Raw genomic sequence first — 19864 nt, forward strand, 5'->3', positions numbered from 1 at the left:
CCGCGCCGCGCCGAGATGGCCGATCTCTGCGTGCGCGGACGCGAACTGCGGGTGGTCGGCACGCATCTGGGCCTGATCCGCGCCTCGCGCCGCCGCCAGTTGGCGGCGCTGCGCGCCTTCGCCAGCCCGACGCAAATCTCCGCTCGGCTTGTGGCAGGCGATTTCAACGAATGGTCGCGGCTGAAGCATCTGGCCGGGCTTGGGCCGGACTTTCGCGTGCTGCACAGTCCGCCGACATTTCACGCCCGCAGGCCCATGGCCGCTCTGGACCGCATCGCACTGACCGATGACTTCAGCCTGCGCGCGATTGCAGCCGTTCTGACGCCCGAGGCAAGAAGTGCCTCGGACCATTTGCCGCTTGTTGCCGATCTGATTCTGAAAGGAACCTCGTGATGGCCCGGATCCCCACCCAATCCGCCCCCAATTCAACCCAGCCCCGTTCCGAGGAATGTATCACCCTTGTGCTGCAAGGGGGCGGTGCTCTCGGAGCCTATCAGGCCGGTGCTTATGAAGGGCTGGCCAAGCAGGCCCGCCATATCTCTTGGGTAGCAGGCATCTCCATCGGCGCAATCAATGCCGCGATCATCGCCGGAAACACGCCGGAAAACCGCACCAAACGGCTGCGCGAATTCTGGGAACAGGCCAGCGCCCGATCCCTACCCGCCACGGTGCTGGATGGCATCTGGGCGCGGGCCTTCCTGAACCAGTTCAGCGCCTCTGCCACCACAATCACTGGCGTGCCCGGCTTTTTCGAGTTGCGCATCCCACCAGCTGCGCTGATGCCGCCGGGCAGCGTCGGGGCCAGCAGCTATTATGACACCTCAGCCTTGCGCGCCACGCTAGAGCGGTTGGTGGATTTTGATCTGCTGAACAATGGCGATCTGCGGCTCAGCCTTGGCGCGGTAAATGTCGAAACCGGCAATATGACATGGTTCGACACCACCACCCACCGCATCGGCCCCGAACATATCATGGCCTCGGGCGCGTTGCCGCCGGGCTTTCCGGCTATCCAGATCGACGGGGCACATTATTGGGATGGCGGTCTCGTTTCCAACACGCCACTGCAATATGTGATGGACGAGCAGAAATCGGCAGCCGACCTCTGCGTGTTTCAGGTGGATCTGTTCAATGCGCGCGGCGCGCTGCCAAACTCGGTCTGGCAAAGCGAGACGCGGGAGAAAGAAATCCGCTTCTCCAGCCGCACCCGCTTCAACACCGACATGATGCGCCGCCTGCATGACATGAGTGCAGCCGCGCGCCGCCTGTATGACAAACTGCCGCCCGAGATGAAATCAGATCCCGATGCGCAGGCTTTGCTCACGGGCAATACCGATCCTCGCATCACCATTGCGCATCTGATTTACCGCCCAACAAAATATGAAGGCGGCTCGAAGGATTACGAATTCTCACGCAGTTCGATGCTGGATCATTGGGCTGCAGGAAAAGCTGATGCCGAACATACGGTCACCCATGCGGATTGGCGCAACCGCCGCCGATCTGACGCGCATGTGCAGGTGTTCGATCTGTCAAATCGCCAACCCAAGGACGAAAGCCATGAACATCGCTGATGTCACCCGAAATGCCTTCGCCATGCCGCTGACCAGCCCCTCATACCCCAAGGGCCCCTACCGCTTTGTCAACCGCGAGTTTTTCATCATAACTTATCGCACCGATATGGAAGCCCTGCGCGACGTGGTGCCGGAACCGTTGCAAGTCATCGACCCCATCGTAAAATATGAGTTCATCCGTATGCCCGACAGTACCGGCTTTGGCGATTATACGGAAACCGGTCAGGTGATTCCGGTCGAATTCAATGGCCGAAAGGGCAGCTATGTCCATGCGATGTTTCTCAACGACGACAGCCCGATTGCAGGCGGGCGTGAGATTTGGGGGTTTCCCAAGAAGCTGGCAGAACCCCGGCTGCGCGTTGAGAAAGACACCCTGGTAGGCACGCTGGATGTCGGCTCTGTGCAGGTTGCATCGGCGACGATGGGCTACAAGCACCGCGCCATCGACACCGCCATGGTGCTGGAAAGCCTAAAGGCTCCGACCTTCCTTCTGAAGATCATTCCCCATGTCGATTGCACGCCACGCATTTGCGAACTGGTGGAGTACGCGCTGGAGGACATCACCGTGAAAGGCGCATGGGAAGGCCCCGCTGGCCTTGAGTTGCACGATCACGCAATGGCACCGCTGACGCAACTGCCGGTGCGTGAGGTGCTGTCCGCCACCCACATACTCACCGATCTCACCCTTGGTTTGGGTCGCGTCGTGCATGACTACCTCGCCCCCACCAAATAACCCTTCTCACCACAGGAGCCTCCCATGTCCTTCCCCATGAGTCTCAACGGAAAAGTCTGTATCGTCACCGGGTCTGCCAGCGGCATCGGCAAGGCGATCGCTGAACGCTACATCGCCGACGGCGCGAAAGTCGTCATCGCTGACCTGCGGCTGGATGCTGCCCAAGCCACCGCCGCTGAATTGACCGCAAAAAGCCCCGGCGTCGCGATCGGCGTCGCGATGAACGTCACGGATGAGGCCGCGGTCAACGCGGGCGTGCAACAGGTCATTGACCATTGGGGCCGCATTGATGTGCTGGTGTCGAACGCCGGTATCCAGATCGTGCACAAGCTGGAGGAATTCCCGTTCGACGATTGGAAAAAGCTGCTGTCGATCCATCTCGATGGCGCGTTTCTGACCTCAAAGGCTTGCCTGCCGCATATGTATAAGGCCGGGTCCGGTTCGATCATCTTCATGGGCTCGGTGCATTCCAAAGAAGCCTCCCCGCTGAAATCGGCCTATGTCACCGCCAAGCACGGGTTGCTCGGTCTGGCCCGCGTGATCGCCAAAGAAGGCGCAGAACACGGTGTGCGCGCCAACGTGATTTGCCCCGGCTTTGTGAAAACCCCGTTGGTCGAGAAGCAAATCCCCGAACAGGCCAAGACCTTGGGCATCTCCGAGGCAGATGTAGTCACCAAGATCATGCTGGGTGGCACCGTCGACAAAGAGTTTACCACGGTCGATGATGTGGCCGAGATCGCGCATGTGTTCGCCGCTTTCCCCACCAACGCCCTGACCGGCCAATCCATGATCGTCAGCCACGGCTGGTTCATGGAGTGACCGGATTGCGTGGGACAGATCGTTAACGTTTGGGCCCTATGCTGTCGAATACATCTACATTCGGCTCTATCGATCTGAAGCAGTTCAGAGCGGATCACTCTTTTGCGGAACTAAGGAATTACAGTTCCGAGAACTGTCTTCCGCGCTGTGGCATCGCCAATACTATCGTTCAGTCGCAATGGTGGCGGTGTCTAATGTTAATCACCCCGCAAGTAAGGGACTGCATAAGTAGAATTTTCTCTGCAAGATGCATGAGGAGATTCTGAATGAAGACAAGCAGATACACAGAGGCGCAGATCCTAGCGATCCTGTGTCAGGCGGCATGCTGGTTGCCGAGTTGTGCCGCAAGCACGGCGTCAGCGATGCAACCGTCTACATCTATGGACGTCTCTCCCGTTGCAAGGTCTTCTTCGAACTGATCCGACCGTTTTCCCGGGTTGCAAACATCTATCCCGCGTCACCGGATATCGGTGCGCCCAAATGGGAGTTCCGCGTGGTGAGCCTCGACAAGTGGTCGGCGTCAGCGGGCTATTATAGAATTCAGGTTCCTCACACACCGGATCTTGCCGGTCGGTCATATGTCTTGGATCTCCTTGCGATCCTCATCCCAGCCTCAGGCTCCGGGCTGGAATTCCATGTTTTTTCGCAGCATCGCCCAGATAATGCGTGCGTTCTTGTTGGCTACCGCGACGATCGTTCGGTTGACACCGCGCCGCTCACGCAACGCATTGATCCATCGGCTGGGCATGGAGACCGGTCCCCAGGCTGTTTGGCTTTGGCATGCTCTGCGGAAGCACGGGATAGTGGTCGCCTGCATTCATGCCCGGCGTGCGGCGGGGCCTTGAAGCTGCAAGCCAACAAAACGGATCGCAACGATGCTTTCGGCCTCGCACGTCTGGTTCACAGTGGCTGGTATGAGCCGGTGGCGATCAAGTCCTTTGACCGGTATCGCATGCGGGCCGTCCTCACGGCACGAGCGCGCATCGTCCGAATGTGCACGACCATGATCAATCAGATCAGGGGCTTGGCCAAGACCTTCGGCTTGACGTTGTCGGCTGGAAAAGGGCAGGCCTTTGAGGCGTCGGTTCGCCGTATATTGCCAGATGACATTGTTTTGCGCGATCTGTTCAAAAGCTTGTTGTCGGTATTATCCGGCCTCAAGGATCAGCGCCGGGCGTTTGATCGGCAACTTGCCCGCTTCGGTCGGGAAGATGGGGCCTGCCGGATTGTCTCAAGCGCCCCCGGTGTCGGCAGTCTGACGGCGATCGCCTTTGTGACGGCTGTGGACGACCCTGCGCGGTTTCGATCAGCCTGTGACGTAGGCGCATACCTTGGGCTGACCCCGAAGCAATACCAGTCGGGCGAAGTCGACACCGGCGGGCGCATCTCGAAGACAGAAGATCGATTGACCGGCAAGCTTTTGTTCGAAGCAGCGACAGTGATCTTGTATCGAGCGTCACCCACAATTGCATTGAAACAATGGGATTTGCGTCTGAGCTCCCGATCCGGAAGCTGGAATGCACGCGTGGCACTGGCACGCAAGCTGGCGGTCACCCTTCTGACGATGTGGAAGACCAACTCAATGTTTGAGAGCAGGAGCTTGTCCACTTAAACAGAGGTCAAAGAACGCCAGGCCGTTCCGGGTCTGGCCAAAGTGATCTCGAGACCCGCTTTGCTGCACGCCCCCAGACGAGCGCTGACAGCGTGAATCACATCGAGAGACTTTCAAGCATGGCGCCATTGTGAGGCAGATTTGAACTCATGACCTCGAAGACGACAACGCACGGTTGCACCGCGACAAAAAGACCCGGAAACTGACTTGACCGATTCGACGACAAACGGGTCGCCATCCCGAGCAGACGGATCGGACCATCTGGGAGGTGTTCGAAGAGGAACGCCAGCACCTCGTGCCCTATGCCGGGCACTTCGATGGCTTCCACAGCGTCCCAGCTCACTCGACCATTGTTCTCGAACCAATGGCGAACAAGGTCTCGTATGTCGAAGACCTGCACCATGCGCTTCGACAACAACAAGTGTTCCGTTCTCGCCACCGCAGTCGGCCGCTCCGTAGAGGTGCATGCCTATGCGGAGCGGATCGTCATTCGCCAGGACGGGATCATCGTTGGCGAACATGCGCGCGCCTTTCGCCGCGGCCAGACTGTCTATGATCCATGGCACTATGTGCCTGTTCTGGCGCGCAAACCTGGTGCTCTACGTAATGGAGCCCCGTTCAAAGACTGGGTGCTGCCCCCGGCAATGGCGGCGGTCCGACGCAAGCTCAAGGGGCGCGGCGATGGAGACCGACAGATGGTTCAGATCCCCAGCTGCGTTCCCGACGATGGCCTGCAGGCGGTCGAAGCTGCTTGCCGAGAAGCGCTCGACCAAGGCGTCTATTCGGCACCGATCGTGATCAGCATCCTCGCCCGCAGCCGCGACCCGGCACCTGCAGTCCTGCTTCTCACCCCCGCAACCCTGCGCCTGACCCACGAACCCGTGGCCGCCTTACGGCGATTGGAGGCAATCGCCTATCGGCCAATGGACTGCGCGCGATACGACAGCCTCAGGAGGACTAGTCAACATGGAACGCACCCAAATCCTCGACCTGATGGGGACGCTGAAGCTCTACGGAATGCGCAGCGCCTATGACGAGGTCATGGCCAGCGGCATCAAGCGCCAGCATGAGCCGCCCCGCATCGTAGCGACCTGCTGCAGTCAGAGATTGCTGAGAAGCAGGCGCGATCGATCCGTTACCAGATGACCATCGCCAAGCTGCCTCTGGCCAAGGATATCGAGGAATTCGACTTCGCCGGCACGCCCGTGAATGAGGGACTGCTCCGCGAACTGGCTTCCGGCAACTTCGTCGCCGATCAGCGCAACGTGGTCCTGATCTGCGGGACCGGCACCGGCAAAACCCACCTCGCCATCGCCATTGCCCGCGCCCTCATCCGCACCGGAACACGCGGTCGCTTCTTCAATGTCGTCGATCTGGTGAACCGGCTGGAGACTGAGACCCGCGGCGGCAAACAGGGGCGCATGGCCGATTACCTCACCCGCCTCGACTTCGTCATACTCCCCTCTCGTGGTTTGCGGGCAAACCACTGCCGGCCGACGGATGAACTGGGATATTTGCCCTTCGCCCAATCCGGCGGCCAGCTGCTCTTCCACCTTATCAGCCGACTCTACGAACGCACCTCGATCATCGTCACCACCAACCTCGCCTTCGGCAAGTGGCCGGCCGTCTTCAGCCCCTCTCGGCGTTTGCCTGCAAACGCCTGCCGGGCAATGGAAGCCAAGATAACAACTGCGCTGCTGGACCGCCTGACCCCCCATTACGAGATCATTGAGACCGGCAACGAGCCTTGGCGTTTCAAAAACCGCGCCTGACGATCAGGGCCTGACCCGCCTGCACAACATGATCAGTTCGGTCGGCTCAGGCCCTGATCTCCGCCAATCAAGTGGGCAATATTGCGCGCCGATAGGGGGTCAGCTTTGCGTGCCGATTGACAGGCACCTTCATCTTGCTCTGAATGATAAGAAAAATCAGACCGCAACCGATCTTCTTAAAGCGCGTCGCGTCCGTTGCGACAGGTGCTCAATCATCGAACTGGCTGCTATTGCTCTCAACGCTGGCTGTCATTCTGGGTTTTGGAAATCTGGGGATGTGACGGCTAGCTTTGAGCCGACCATCACAAGAGTGCTGGTCGGCTCAAGATACGGCGTAAGCGTTTTAGAACACGAGGAAATCGGCATTCGTCAGTGCCAATTCAGGGGTGAGCGTGGCAAACAGCACGCGGTCAACACCGCCCAAACCATCTGCATCAAACCAGACATTGCCAGTGTTGGTTTCGTAAATGATCCGTTGCAAAGCGTCACTCGCATCACCAGTCGCGTTTGCCGCAAAGGCATCTGCCGACAGCACGCCGATTGCTAGGTCGCTGAACACTGAAGCCGCCATTAGTATAGTGTCATCGTTTACCGAGAAATCAGTGATGGTATCGACATTGCCCGCGCCCAAGGTGCTGCTGAACACAAAGCTATCGGCTCCGGCGTTACCCGTCAGGATGTCATTGCCGCCCAAGCCATTCAGCACGTTGGCTCCGGCGTTGCCCGTCACCCGCTGAGCCATCTCATTGCCGGTCAGGTTGATGTCAGCCAGCCCGCCAGTGAAGGTGGTGCCAAGAGCTTCGACTTCACTGCCAGCCGTCAACACATAGCTGGTCTTAGCCAGAACCCGATCCAACCCGCCACCGCCCGCAGTCTCGATCACCATGTCGGCGGCGTTGTCGACCAGATAGGTGTCATTGCCTGCGCCACCGGTCATTTCGTCCGCCCCAGTGCCACCGTCCAGTGTGTCGATGCCGTTCCCACCCAAGAGAGTATCGTTGCCGGCAAGACCCTCCAGCAGATCATTGCCGCCGAGTCCGCTGAGCACGTTTGCGCCAGCGTTTCCTGTAATCGTTTGGGCAAGATTGTTGCCTGTCAGATTGATCGCGGCTGATCCCGCCTGCAACAATGTCGTCAGTATTTCGATGTCAGCCCCCGCCGCCAGCACATAGCTGACATTGGCTTGAACCTTATCTTCAGTACCACCACCTGCTGTCTCGACCACAACGTCATTGGCGGCATCGACAAGGTACAAGTCGTTGCCCGCGCCCCCGGTCATGCTGTCGTCACCGATACCACCGTCAAGCGTATCGTTGCCCTCGCCACCCAAGAGGGTGTCGCTGCCTGCAAGACCCCGCAGCCAGTCGTCACCGCCAAGCCCGCTCAGCACGTTAACGCCAGCGTTGCCGATGATTGTCTGGGCAAAGTCGTTCCCCGTCAGGTTTATCGCATTTGTGCCTGCTTGCGAGAACGTTCCCAGCGTTTCGATTTCGGCGCTGGCTGCCAGGGTGAAGCTGACCTTTGCCAAAACGCGATCTGCCGTGCCACCGCCCGCAACCTCAAACACCTTGTCGCTGGCGACGTCGACATAATACAAATCGTTGCCGGCCCCGCCTGTCATTTCGTCCACACCTACCCCGCCGTTCAGCGTGTCGTCGCCGTCGCCACCAAACAGCGCGTCGGCGCCGCCCATGCCCACCAGCGCGTCGTTGCCCGCTCCGCCGTCCAGAGTGTTGCCAATGTTGTCACCAGTCAGGCTGTCACTTTGAGCAGACCCAGTCAGGTTTTCGATCAGCGCCAAAGTGTCGCCCGCAGCATCTCCACCAGAAGCAGTCCCGAGGATCAGGTTGATCGAAACTCCGGCAGATGAAGTTTCGTAGCTGACGGTATCGATGCCCGAACCACCGTTAAGAATATCCGCGCCAGCCCCGCCAATCAGTGTGTCGTTGTTGGCACCGCCTTGCAGCGTATCATTGCCACCGCCACCGCTGAGCGCATCGTCGCCCGCCCCACCGTTGAGTGCATCATGACCATCATAGCCATGGATCGCGTCAGCGAAGGCCGTGCCGGTAAGCGTGTTGGCAGCCGCGTTGCCAGTGATGGTTGCACCGTTGCCAATTGCACTGGCGTCGATGTTCATCACCACATTGTTTAGCGCGCTTGCATTGCTAATTTCCACCGTTTCGACCCGCATCACGTTTGCCGTCAGCGTCAGTGTGCCGCCGTTGGCATCGCCGTAAAGTATGGTGTCATTGCCTGCCCCGCCATCAACGGATTCCGTCGCAGTCAATTCGGATTCGTCACCGTAGACGATCTTGTCATCCCCGTCGCCAGCATTGAGCGTATCCGTCCCGGCGCCGCCGATGATCTCGTCATTGCCGCCTAGCCCTGACAAGGAATCGTTCCCTGCGCCGCCTGACAGAAAATCGTTGGCCTGCGTTCCCTCGACTGAATAAGGTGTCGTCAGCACAGGGTTGGGCATAAAGCTGACCCCCGCTGCATACAGATCGCTCAAGTCAAGATCAGTGACTGTGTTGGCACTGATCGTAATGCCGCCAGGGGTCACATTGCCCGAAACATCAATGCCAAAATCGACTTTGCTGATGATGTTGCCAGTGATCGACCCACCGCTGTTGGCTGTGCCAAAGTCGAGGATGAAAATCCCACCCACCATGCTCGCCGCAGTAACGCCGTTGGTGCCAGTCAGGGTGTTGCCGACGATGTTCAGATCAGCGTTGCCATATGCAAGGATCATGCCAGAATATGCAACGGAAGAGCCAGTATACCCAATTGCCGTCACGATGTTGTTGGCGATGGTTCCTGTTGAGTTCAGTACCTGAATACCATTTTGCGCAATGATCGTCTGCGCGCCGCCACCGGTTATGGTGACACCATCGACATCCAGATCAGCGCGGCTGAACACTGTTGCATTTTTCTGGAAGTCGCTGATCGACCCACCATGCATGAAGAAAGCAAGCATGGTGTCGTTATCTACCTGCAAACCCACTCCGCGCTGAACCCCGCTGACGATTGGATAGCCGTCTACCGTGGTTCCGCCCGCATAGGGGTCGCGGACACCGGTGATGTCAACATTCTCTAGGCCGCCCGATGCGTTGCGAAAGAACACGCCGACATACTGCGCCTGACCTGCACCCATGCCTTCGTCAACGGTAGTGCCACGACCATCGCCATCGACGGTCATTCCTGCGATGGTCACGTTCTCACCATTCAAGACGGTGATCACCGCATGTGTTTCGCGGCCACTGCTGGAAAGGGCGGTTTCCACCACATCGGCGGGGGCCATGACGGTGACGCCACCGAGACCGGTGATGGTCAAATCGTCCTTGCCGTCGACCGTGACCTGCTCGGTGTAGGTGCCAGCACTCACCAAGATTTCATCACCGCTGGATGCAGCATCGACCGCCGACTGGATCGTCGAAAACTCGGTAGAACTGTCGTCGACCAAGAACACGTCGCTGTCGGAGAACGCCAACTGTCCTACGTCGGTGATCGTGGTAACATCGCCGCTGGCCGTATGCGTTACAGTTGCTGTGGCACCATCCCACGCCACCGTGTAAGCATCACGCGCTTCGTTGAACGACACAACGTCCGTGCCCTCACCGCCATCAATGCTGTCGGTTCCTGCTCCGTCCGTCGAATTGATGATGATGGTGTCACTGCCAGCACCCGCGTCAACTGAATTGTTGGCGCTGGAAAGGGTGATGCTGTCGCTTCCACTGCCGGTGACGATATTCTCGACCGAGGTCAAAGCGGCTACATGCGCACCGCTGACCGAACCGGTTGTCAGGTTGGCAGTAATGTTGCCCGTGGCCTGTGCGGCAGAGAATGTGTCCGATCCGCCGCGTCCATCAATAACATCGGCCCCTGCGGTGGCGAAGAATACGTTTGAAGCTTCGTTGCCATAAAGGCCATCTGCCCCGGCCGATCCACTGACATTTTCAATATTGCTGAGTGAATCGATGCCTGTAGCAGTGGAAAATGACAGGCCGGCGTTCAGATCCACCAGCGACCCCGCCGCACCGGCATTAGACATGACATAAGTGTCGATCCCTGCGCCACCATCAACCGCATCATCTCCTGCCACCGCAACGATCACATCGTCGCCGTCGCCATAGTCATAGCTGTTGTTCACCATCGGGCCGGCCGTCTCACCTGAACCGAATTGCGTGAACAGACCAAGATTGCCACCCGCTTCACTGCTGTAAATGTTGTTGGAAATGATCGTGCCTTCCTCGCGCACCCGCAATTGGGTGGCAAAGCGATTGGTGAAGCCACTGAAATCATTGCCAGTAATGATGGAATTGGCGGCGTCAATTGTGACCAAAGTATTGCCCGAGACCAGACCACCCGATGTGATACCGCCTGCTGTTCCGGTAATTTCATTGTTGGTAAATGTAATATTCGTGGTCAACGAAGGCCCGTTATCGCCAATCACGACAAGCTGGCGCGGGACATTATCCACGGTGAATTGGTCGCCAATGCCGGGAGTGCCGGTAAACGTCTGGCCAGAAAAGGTGTTTCCGTCCACAACGATGTTCGTAACGGTCCTGCCATATTCCGTTTGCAGGCCGGCATCGCCTTTGGCCACAATTTCATTATCGCGGATCGTGATGTCGGACATGTTGCCCTGCAGATAGACCGCTGCCGTCTCAATTCCCGGCGTAGGTCCGTCGAAGCCATTGATTATAAAGCCTTGTCCGGTGTCTCCAATCGTCACGCCCGTCACGCCGTCCGCGACCACGATCGTCCCGAGCGTGCCTGCGCTGCCGTTGATCGTCACTGCGCCACGGCCATTCTCGGAAAGAAGAGTAATGCCGCTGACCGCGATCGTCAGGTTTTCGTTGTAAGTGCCGTCGGCGACGACGATCACCGTTCCGGGCACACTGGCATTGATCGCGTCCTGGATCGTGTGAAAGTTTACGCCATCAGCATCCGCAGATGTATCGACAGTGAAAGTCGCCATTTGTTATTGCTCCATTAAAATAAAATGCATATTCCTTCGGAAAGAACCGAAAATTATGCTCGCACGGATTGCTGGATTGTCGGCGATGGAGATACTTTAACCCAAGTGCCTACAATTTGACCTAGACGTTAATTGTTCGCGTTTATGTCTGTAAACTACAATCCGGCCTTTTGCGGCGCGTTAACGAATAATTAAGGTTTTCATGGCTTCGATAGGGAAGATTCTCAAATTTCAAGCATCCTTAAGGTTGAAAGTGTTTTAAAATATTTTACCTATGGTTTAATTGCTGTCAGGACTTGTCAGGAATATTCGCCTAAAAGTGCGAATCGCTGGATCGCGCAAGGGGGCGGCTCAACACAATTCGGGCAAAAAGATGTCAACTTATGTCATAAACTTACGCTTCATGTGATCTGAGCTCCGATTTTGTGGCGGGCGCGGACGTCGATTTCTTGCCCTGTGTGGTGAGCTTTCCAGCCTCATTTTTATTTCAAAATCACCAGCGAAATGAAGCTTAAGGCAGAATGTAGTCTATGTTGGTTGTGGTCTCCTTCCATGCTGGGATCTGGCTGCGGGCGTCACCATAGCTTTTAGCTGTCATAGCCAACGCAGTACTCACCATCGCATAATCGCAGCGTATCGTGGTGCACTCGGTGCCGGTAAATGCCGCAATCGTCACCGGGGCGCTATGACCTGGGCAAGCCGATGACCCGGATCGGCCCAGCCCGCCGCCTCCAACTGCGCCAGAACTGAGCGCTCGGCATGGACCAGATCATCGGGAAGATATCGGGCGCGATGATGTGTAGCAGAACATCGAAGCTCACCGGCTCGGGGTCGTGTGGCGACGCCAAGTTGAAATCGCCTGTCAAGGATTAGCGATTAGCGCCTTCGGGGCGGCTTGCATGGTAAGGTAGGTTGCCTCACACCTACGCACCCAACGGGCCGCTGGGTCAGGGTTGCGCCTAGATCAGAGAGCAGGCGATCAATGCAATGGACCTGAAACACATTCTTCGCCAGATCTCGGCCAAGCGTCACAATCTCTATCATGGTGGCCCCTCATTGAGCTGATCGGTGAGGATCATCTGTTATGGCCTGTCTTGCAGCCACTGCTTTCCGCCCATGCCCATGTTTGCGGAGAGTTGGGCTGGCTCGACCGGCAGAGTCGCCATTTGGCCAAGGAGGAGGAGGCGATCCGTCGATTTATGACCTTGCGGGGCATCGGCATGGCGATCCCCGTGACCTTCTGGCATCCAATCGACGGCGCTTTCGGCTTCCGAAGTCCTCCACTGTTGGAGCCAATCTAGGCCTCACCCGAGGTGCAAGCAATCCGGGGAAGTGGACACAATCGGCAATGTCGCCCGCTGGGGAGATCGGCCTTAGAGAACTTACCTGTTCGTGGTCACCAGCGTCCTCATTCACAGAACCCAACGGTGGTGTGCGAACGAAAGGCTTGGGGACGACGGCTGGCCAAACGCAACGGCATGAAGAAGGCAAAGGTCGCCGAGGCGCAAAAACTAGTGGTCATTCCATATTACATCTGGGTTGACCGCCCGGTGTTCGAATTGGGGAAAGAAATGGCCCTACACAATACTGAGCCACAAGATTGCAGGACTGAAGCCAGACCTGTTATTTCCCGCCGTGACGGTGGTCGCGGTGACCCCGTTCAATCGGCGGCGGCCTCGAAGGACTACTTTGCGCACGTTGAGGCATCCGACCCGCATATCAACAGGAGGCCAAGACCGCGGCACGGACTCAAAACCAAGCTTGACCAGTAATCGCGATTAAAGGGCCGATTGACAATAAACACAATCGCGCGACGGTAATTAGTGGTCTGTTTCGAACTGATGAGGCGATCTAGGATACGCATCTTAAGATAAATATCTATAAAAACGCAATTTTGACAAGGCGAACTTCAGCGTGATCGCTTGCGAGACTGGTTCGGACGAAAACATCGCATACAGGTCGATCAAAAGTCAAAGCTGGGGTGTTGTCTGCCTTCCTTCAATGGCCAGTTTCCTAGCGCCATATGACGGCTCTGTCCCTGAAGGCTGTCAATCAGCGTGATATCGCGGACTGTCCAACGGATCGGTTCGGCGAGATACCGCGTTTCAGAGAAGCCAAGGCCATAGGCAAGTGTCAGATGTGGAACAACTTTCTGCCGTGAGGGTGGCGCAAGGCCGACTGCACGGAGCGCGTGATGCAACTCGATTGCCATGTTGTTGGCTTGGTTGTTCCGGCCGTCGGTGCCAAGGACAAGCGCGCGGTTGCGGGGTTTGCCATTGAACGTCATCAGCCGGTCAAAGTATAGCTCGAACGGGGCTGTGCGCAGAGCAGGAGGGACTAATCGGGCCCGCTCAACTACAGTCGGGTCCAGTTCATCGATACCTGCGACTGCCTGAATGGACATATGAAGCGTGTCGTGACGAAAACGTTCCCCAGTCCCCGCTGAACGCCAGACCTCCGCAATCTGGTTTTTGATCTCGTCTGGCGGTACAGACGCAAAGAATAGCACATGGACCGCCCTGCCAACGGGATCCGATTTCGTTGATGTCTGGTGATCTGCCATTGCGTCACCTTATCCGAATGATTCTGGATATCATACAGGGGAAACAAAAGAAGAACAACTTTGGTTTTGATAAGATGCGATGACCAATCCTTCGCGCGATTTCTGATAGTGTAGTCGGTGCAGAGAGACGGGTGGCCAGCAGGCCGTCCGCTTTGGGTTAGTGAAAGTCTCGTGAATTCGGGATCACCTTGGCGTTGCGGGGATGACCGAGGGTTGGGGCGGGGATGGGATGTGCCACCTCATCCGCGCGCGACAGTGGTGGGGCGAAAGGGCTGCCGGACAGATGCAGTAGGGCATCGCTGCGATCGTTCAACTGTTCAACCACGATATGGGTAACGCCCGAGGCAGGATCACGTTGCACCCGGCCCGTCACCTGCAGCAGCCTCGCGGTCATGATCGCTTTGCGAAAGGCGGCCATGACCTTCGGCCAGACGACAAGATTGACCACTCCGGTTTCATCCTCCAGTGTGATGAAGCAGACGCCCTTGGCACTACCGGGGCGCTGGCGGACCAGCACCAGACCAGCGAGACGCAGGCGCTGGCCGTTGCGCAGCGTCGCCAGATCGACGGCGGCGCGATAGCCTTGTCGCACCATGCTGGCCCGTAAGAAGGACATCGGATGCGCCTTCAGCGACAGGCGCAGGGTCTGATAATCGGTCACCACATGCTCGCGAAGTGGCATTGTGGGAAGGGTGATGAGGGGCTCGAACCCTTCATCCCGGATTTCGGAAAACAGGGGCAGATCAGGAGCGTCCTTCAGGGCCCGAGCTTCCCACAGGGCAGCCCGCCGGTCGAGTCCCATCGAACGAAAGGCATCTGCTGCCGCCAGCTTACGGATCGTGGCCACGTTCAGTTGAGCCTGAAGTTTGATGGCCTCCAAATCGGCGAACGGCGCATCGCGCGCGGTCATCAACCGCTCTGCCGCCACATGGGACATGCCATCGACTTGTCCCAGACCAAGGCGAAGCGCCCATCCAGTGCCCGAGGGTTCCAGCAGATTACGCCAGCCGCTGAAATTCACATCTACCCCGCGTACCTCTACCCCATGATCGCGCGCATCGCGGACAATCTGGGCAGGGGCGTAAAAGCCCATTGGTTGCGAATTCAGCAGTGCGCAGGCAAAAGCCGCCGGATAATGGCATTTCAGCCAGCTTGAGACATAGACCAGCAATGCAAAGCTGGCCGCATGGCTTTCTGGAAAACCGTAGTCACCGAAGCCCTTGATCTGGTTGAAACACCGTTTAGAAAAATCGGGATCGTAACCGCGTTCGATCATACGGCCAACCATCAGCTCCTCCAGCTTGCCAATGGTCCCGCGGGAGCGGAAAGTTGCCATGGCGCGGCGCAGTTCGTTGGCCTCCTGTGAGGAAAACTGCGCCGCTTCCATCGCAATCTTCATCGCCTGTTCTTGAAAGATCGGAACACCCAGCGTGCGCTTAAGAATATTGCGCAGTTCGTCTGGATCATGGGGCGGCGCGGGCGTGGGGTATTCCACCTTCTCCTTCCCGCTGCGGCGACGCAGATAAGGATGCACCATGTCCCCTTGAATCGGGCCGGGCCGGACGATGGCGACCTCAATCACCAGATCGTAGAATGTGCGTGGGCGCAGGCGGGGCAGCATGTTCATCTGCGCCCGGCTCTCCACCTGGAAGACGCCTACAGAATCGCCCGTGCAAAGCATGTCATAAACCGCCACATCGTCTTGCGGGATCGAAGCAAGGTCATGGTCAATCCCGTAATGGGCGCGCAGCATGTCAAAGCATTTGCGGATGCAAGTCAGCATTCCAAGTGCCAATACATCGACCTTGAGGATACCAAGTTCGTCGATATCGTCCTTGTCCCATTCGATGAAGCTGCGGTCAGGCATGGCGCCATTGCCGATCGGTACGGTTTCGGTCAGCGGTCCGTTGGTTAGGATGAAGCCACCCACATGCTGCGACAGATGACGCGGCATGCCGATTATCTGCTCAGCCAGTTTGAGTGTGCGCGACAGCAGTGGATCGGTTAGGTCAAGTCCAACCTCGTCGACATTCTGCTGTCCCATGTCGGTGCCATGACTTCCCCAGACTGTCTTGGCTAGTGCTGCGGTCACGTCTTCGGAAAGGCCCATGGCCTTGCCAACCTCGCGGATTGCAGAGCGCGGACGATAGTGGATCACCGTGGCGCACAGGCCCGCGTGGTGACGACCATACTTGTCATAGATATGCTTGATCACCTCTTCCCGCCGCTCATGCTCGAAATCCACGTCGATGTCGGGTGGCTCGTCCCGATCAAGGCTGATGAAGCGTTCGAACAAGAGTTCCTGTTCAGCCGGATCGACAGAGGTGATGCCAAGTACATAGCAGACCGCGGAATTGGCGGCGGATCCGCGCCCTTGGCACAAGATGCCTTGACCACGTGCGAACAGGACAATTTCGTGAATGGTTAGAAAATACTGCTGGATGTCCTTGATGCAAATGATCTTCAACTCATGCCGGATCGTCTGATCGACTTTCGCGGGCACTCCAGCCGGATAGCGATGTGCGGCCCCCGCCCATGCGAGCTTTTCCAGTTGGCTTTGTGGGGTGGCGCCGGGAGGCAGGTCTTCTTGCGGGTATTCGTATCGCAACTGGCGCAGATCAAAAGTGCAGGCATCAGCCACCTTGCGGGTGGCGGTGATCGCATGGGGCCATTCAGCAAACAGACGGCACATCTCGGCGGGGGATTTCAGATATCGCTCGGCATTCGGGTTCAGCAGAAAACCAGCTTGGTTGATTGTGGTCTTCTCGCGGATGCAGGTCATTATGTCGTGCAGCGGGCGGCGGTCAGCAGCGTGATATTGCACGTCATTGGTGGCGAGAATCCCAAGGCCATGTGCGCGGGCCAAGCGGTCCAGCCTGTTGATCCGTGCCCGGTCGTCGCCGCGATAGAGATAGCTGACAGCAAAATGGCGCAAGCTGGGCAAGTGGCGGACAAGCTGTGCCAACCGGTACGCTACATTACCACTTGGCAGAACGATCAGTTGCACACCCTCTGCATGGGCTGCGAGATCATCCAGTGTGATGTCGCAGACCCCTTTGGCCTGCCATGCACCTTGCGGATCGTTCATCTTGCCTTTGGACAATAGGGCGCACACTCGCCCGTATGCCGCCCGATCACGCGGATAGGCCAGAAACTCCTCGCCTGAGATCAGGCGTAAGCGGCAACCGATTACCGGGCGCATACTGGCCTTCAGAGCTTCGGCATGTATCCGCACCACACCGGCCATCGTGTTCAGATCAGCAATCCCCAGAGCATCGTAGCCCTGTGCATGGGCGCTTAGCACCAGATCGGACGCATCCGAAGCGCCTCGTAAAAAGGAAAACGGGCTGGTGATGCCCAATTCGACATAAGGTGCACGGGCGTTGGGCGCAAAGCTTCCAATCAGGCTGCGGCGGGGGCGAACATTGTCGATCTGTGGCATCAGGAGAATATCCCGTGCAGGAACCAACGCGGATCGCCACCGCGACCGTCGCCATGTAAACCTTCGCGGTACAACCAATACCGCCGCCCGTTATCATCCTCGACCTTGAAGTAATCCCGCAACCGTGTGCCGGGCTTGTCCTGCCACCATTCTGGCGCGATCCGCTCTGGCCCGGCATAACGGACGGTGCGGCAAGTCACGCGCCGCCAGATAAATTGGGCGGGCGGCCCTTCGGGCACGGCGTAAAGTACGCGGACTTCCTCGGCGCGCTCCAGCAAACGCAAGGGCCGCTCGGTCAATGGCATCGGTGCATCGGGTATGGCGGCCAGAGGTTCCGCGCGCGCTTCGGCACGTTCGGGGATATGGCTGGCACGGGTCAGTGGGCGTGAGAGTGCGGGCGCCCCAAAGCGCATCACCAGCCGATCCACCAGATGCGAAAGCTCAAGCATCTCATCTATGCCGCCTGCCAGATTGGTCTGCGCCCCGCCAAGGGCTTCGGTTGTCGGTGCCTCAAGTGAGATCAGGTCAAAGCCAAAGCCGGGGATGATCCGCTCCAACCGGTCGCGGAACAGGAAGACGAGGTGCGCAGCCTCACGGCTGGGCGCCGCCATCGAAACATCAATCCGGCTTACTTCGCCATCGGTGCGGTAGACACTCAGCCGCAGGTGTCGCGCGCCCCGGCCTGCATGGTCCAGCCGAGCACAGAGATCTTCACACAGGTGTGGCAGATGATGCGACGGATCGAAGATCGGCTCGGCAAGTCGCACATCGGCGTGAAATACGGGTGGCGCGTCAGACGGACTCAGCGGTTCGGCCAGATGGCCTGTCATCTGGTCCAGGCGCAGCAGTGGGTTGCCGATCAAGGCCGCCCGCGCAAATCGCCGCATCAGGGCAAGGCGCGGCACAGCGGCCAGATCACCCACGGTCTTTAAACCCAGCCGGTGCAGCAGGAGAACCGTCTCCTCTCCCAACCGCAGGGCTGCCATTGGCAGTGGTGCCAGATCGGCAGGGCCGCGAGAGATTGCCCTGACCGGCCCGAATCGTGCCAAGGCCCATGCCGCCCCCCATGTTGATGCCAGAGCCAGACGCACGGAAAATCCCAGCAGCGACAGGCGCGCTTCGATCTCTTCCAGCATAAGGGCCTCACCGCCCCACAAATGGTCCGACCCGGTGGTGTCCAAGATCAGGCCATGCCCATCTGCCGCTGTCCAAGGGCACCAACGCCGTGCCCAGAGAGCAAGATGTGTCAGAGCGGCGTGGTCGCCTTGCAGATCGGCTGGGTTCACACGCAGAGATGGGCAAAGCGCACGCATGTCTACAACCCGCGTGCCCTCGGATACCCCCAACAGACGTGCAGCGCGGTTGCAGGCGTGGATGATCGGCCCATGCGGCCCATCGATCGCGAGAACCTGCGGCAGATCATCGGACGGCGCGTTGCCCTGCTGCGCTACTTGTCTCTGCCAGCGCTCTATTGGGAACTGGGGCAGAAAGATCGACACGATCCGCCGCTCTATCATAGCGTGCTACCCATATGCCGGGTGGCTTGTCGCGAGAACGAAACAGTTCCAACCGCCAGCGCGGATCGCCGGGTGCCTTTGTATCGTCGGGGTTGGGCGCCGAAGGCAGCGAAGTGATCCGCCAACGATCCCGCGCGGCGCTGAGATCGTCTGTTCCGCCATGTCGGATCAACCAGCAGGGCACGCCTGAGACCTCGGCCCGCAGCACCAGCCGTTTCGTTGCGGTGAAATTTAACACCGGTGAATCGCCCCAGATCTCGGCGACCACGGTGATAAGCGCCTTGCAGCGTAAGCCTTCTTCTGCTGCGATCAGCACATCGGCAGGCCGCGCGACCTCCAGCAGCAGAAATGATCGCCCTGCGCCAAGCCCCGGCAAATGCGGCCGCCCGGTTTCCTGACGCGACAACCTGTCCTGAATCCACAAAATAGGGCCAGGCCCTTTGGTAAGCTGCGACAGGACAAACCCTACCGCACCGGCATCCGCGGCCGTTTTGGCAAAGACCTCGGACAGCGCTACCGCCGACATGCCTATCTTGCCGTTCGAATCTGTCTGGTGCTTTGCCTTTGAAAGTGTGGATATCTGAGACATGTAACACAGAAGTTCCCGACTCAAATGTTCATCTTTTGTTCTATCATTGGTAGCCTCTTGCTCCCTTTTGATCAAGACGGAAGGTTTGATTATATTCTTGCAGTAGTGCCAGAAGTTTAACTTCCACAAGATGCGTTGCTTCGCATCGGGCCCAATTACAGCGGCAGTCGAAATGAAGCTGGTTACGGATGCGTCTGCCGAACCAGAAGACTCATGCCAGTTCAGCCTTCGCCGCTCCAAGTTGTCGTCTGAATTTTATGGCTCT

11 protein-coding genes and 3 pseudogenes are annotated in these 19864 nt (G+C 58.2%); 8 read left to right on the plus strand and 6 right to left on the minus strand.

Translation table 11 applies throughout. From position 1 onward, the window contains the following. The 4 genes from U1A24_RS09865 to U1A24_RS09880 form a co-directional block, all read left to right on the plus strand. Positions 1–393, plus strand: a 393-nt coding sequence (locus U1A24_RS09865; RefSeq protein WP_416173482.1) for an endonuclease/exonuclease/phosphatase family protein, incomplete at its 5' end; no start/stop codon positions are given. Continuing rightward, positions 393–1568, plus strand: coding sequence for a DUF3734 domain-containing protein (locus tag U1A24_RS09870; protein WP_322321809.1), 1176 nt, complete (start codon positions 393–395; stop codon positions 1566–1568). The genes U1A24_RS09865 and U1A24_RS09870, both read left to right, overlap by 1 nt. Next, positions 1555–2301 carry an acetoacetate decarboxylase gene (locus tag U1A24_RS09875; RefSeq protein WP_322321810.1) on the plus strand — a complete coding sequence of 249 codons (747 nt, stop codon included), beginning with the start codon at positions 1555–1557 and terminating at the stop codon, positions 2299–2301. Before U1A24_RS09870 ends, U1A24_RS09875 begins: the two co-directional genes overlap by 14 nt. A 24-nt stretch (positions 2302–2325) precedes the next feature. Beyond that, positions 2326–3120 (plus strand): 3-hydroxybutyrate dehydrogenase, encoded by a 795-nt coding sequence (locus U1A24_RS09880; RefSeq protein ID WP_322321811.1) that lies wholly within the window; start codon positions 2326–2328, stop codon positions 3118–3120. A 613-nt stretch (positions 3121–3733) separates the two neighbouring features. Here U1A24_RS09880 and U1A24_RS09885 read toward each other — a convergent pair. Beyond that, positions 3734–3862: pseudogene (locus tag U1A24_RS09885) on the minus strand (IS110 family transposase); the annotation flags it as partial. 99 nt (positions 3863–3961) lie between these two features. Here U1A24_RS09885 and U1A24_RS09890 point away from each other — a divergent pair. From U1A24_RS09890 to istB, 3 genes and pseudogenes are all read left to right on the plus strand, one after another. Further along, complete coding sequence (locus tag U1A24_RS09890) at positions 3962–4732, plus strand: IS110 family transposase (protein WP_322321812.1); 771 nt, start codon at positions 3962–3964, stop codon at positions 4730–4732. A gap of 235 nt (positions 4733–4967) precedes the next feature. Beyond that, positions 4968–5766 (plus strand): annotated as a pseudogene (locus U1A24_RS09895) (Mu transposase domain-containing protein); the annotation flags it as partial. Beyond that, positions 5699–6504: pseudogene (gene istB / locus U1A24_RS09900) on the plus strand (IS21-like element helper ATPase IstB). The pseudogenes U1A24_RS09895 and istB, both read left to right, overlap by 68 nt. A 343-nt stretch (positions 6505–6847) precedes the next feature. Here the strand turns inward: istB and U1A24_RS09905 are convergent. Continuing rightward, positions 6848–11488: a hypothetical protein gene (locus tag U1A24_RS09905; RefSeq protein WP_322321813.1), complete on the minus strand. Its 4641-nt coding sequence runs from the start codon at positions 11486–11488 to the stop codon at positions 6848–6850. A gap of 1478 nt (positions 11489–12966) precedes the next feature. On the opposite strand from U1A24_RS09905, the gene U1A24_RS09910 reads away from it, so the two are divergent. After that, positions 12967–13260, plus strand: coding sequence for a hypothetical protein (locus U1A24_RS09910; RefSeq protein ID WP_322321814.1), 294 nt, complete (start codon positions 12967–12969; stop codon positions 13258–13260). A gap of 191 nt (positions 13261–13451) precedes the next feature. On the opposite strand, the gene U1A24_RS09915 is transcribed toward U1A24_RS09910, so the two are convergent. The 4 genes from U1A24_RS09915 to U1A24_RS09930 form a co-directional block, all read right to left on the minus strand. Further along, on the minus strand, positions 13452–14051 hold the full coding sequence (locus tag U1A24_RS09915) for a 2'-5' RNA ligase family protein (protein WP_322321815.1): 600 nt from the start codon (positions 14049–14051) through the stop codon (positions 13452–13454). 157 nt (positions 14052–14208) lie between these two features. Beyond that, positions 14209–17493, minus strand: a complete 3285-nt coding sequence (locus U1A24_RS09920) for an error-prone DNA polymerase (RefSeq protein ID WP_322321816.1) — start codon at positions 17491–17493, stop codon at positions 14209–14211. Beyond that, the gene (locus U1A24_RS09925) at positions 17493–19010 is read right to left on the minus strand and encodes a DNA polymerase Y family protein (RefSeq protein ID WP_322321817.1); all 1518 of its coding nucleotides are present in this window, start codon (positions 19008–19010) and stop codon (positions 17493–17495) included. The genes U1A24_RS09920 and U1A24_RS09925 overlap by 1 nt, the downstream gene beginning before the upstream one ends. Beyond that, positions 18913–19728 (minus strand): hypothetical protein, encoded by an 816-nt coding sequence (locus tag U1A24_RS09930; RefSeq protein WP_322321818.1) that lies wholly within the window; start codon positions 19726–19728, stop codon positions 18913–18915. Before U1A24_RS09930 ends, U1A24_RS09925 begins: the two co-directional genes overlap by 98 nt. Positions 19729–19864 lie beyond the last annotated feature (136 nt).

The organism is Cypionkella sp., assembly GCF_034376685.1.
Taxonomy (GTDB): Bacteria; Pseudomonadota; Alphaproteobacteria; order Rhodobacterales; family Rhodobacteraceae; genus Cypionkella.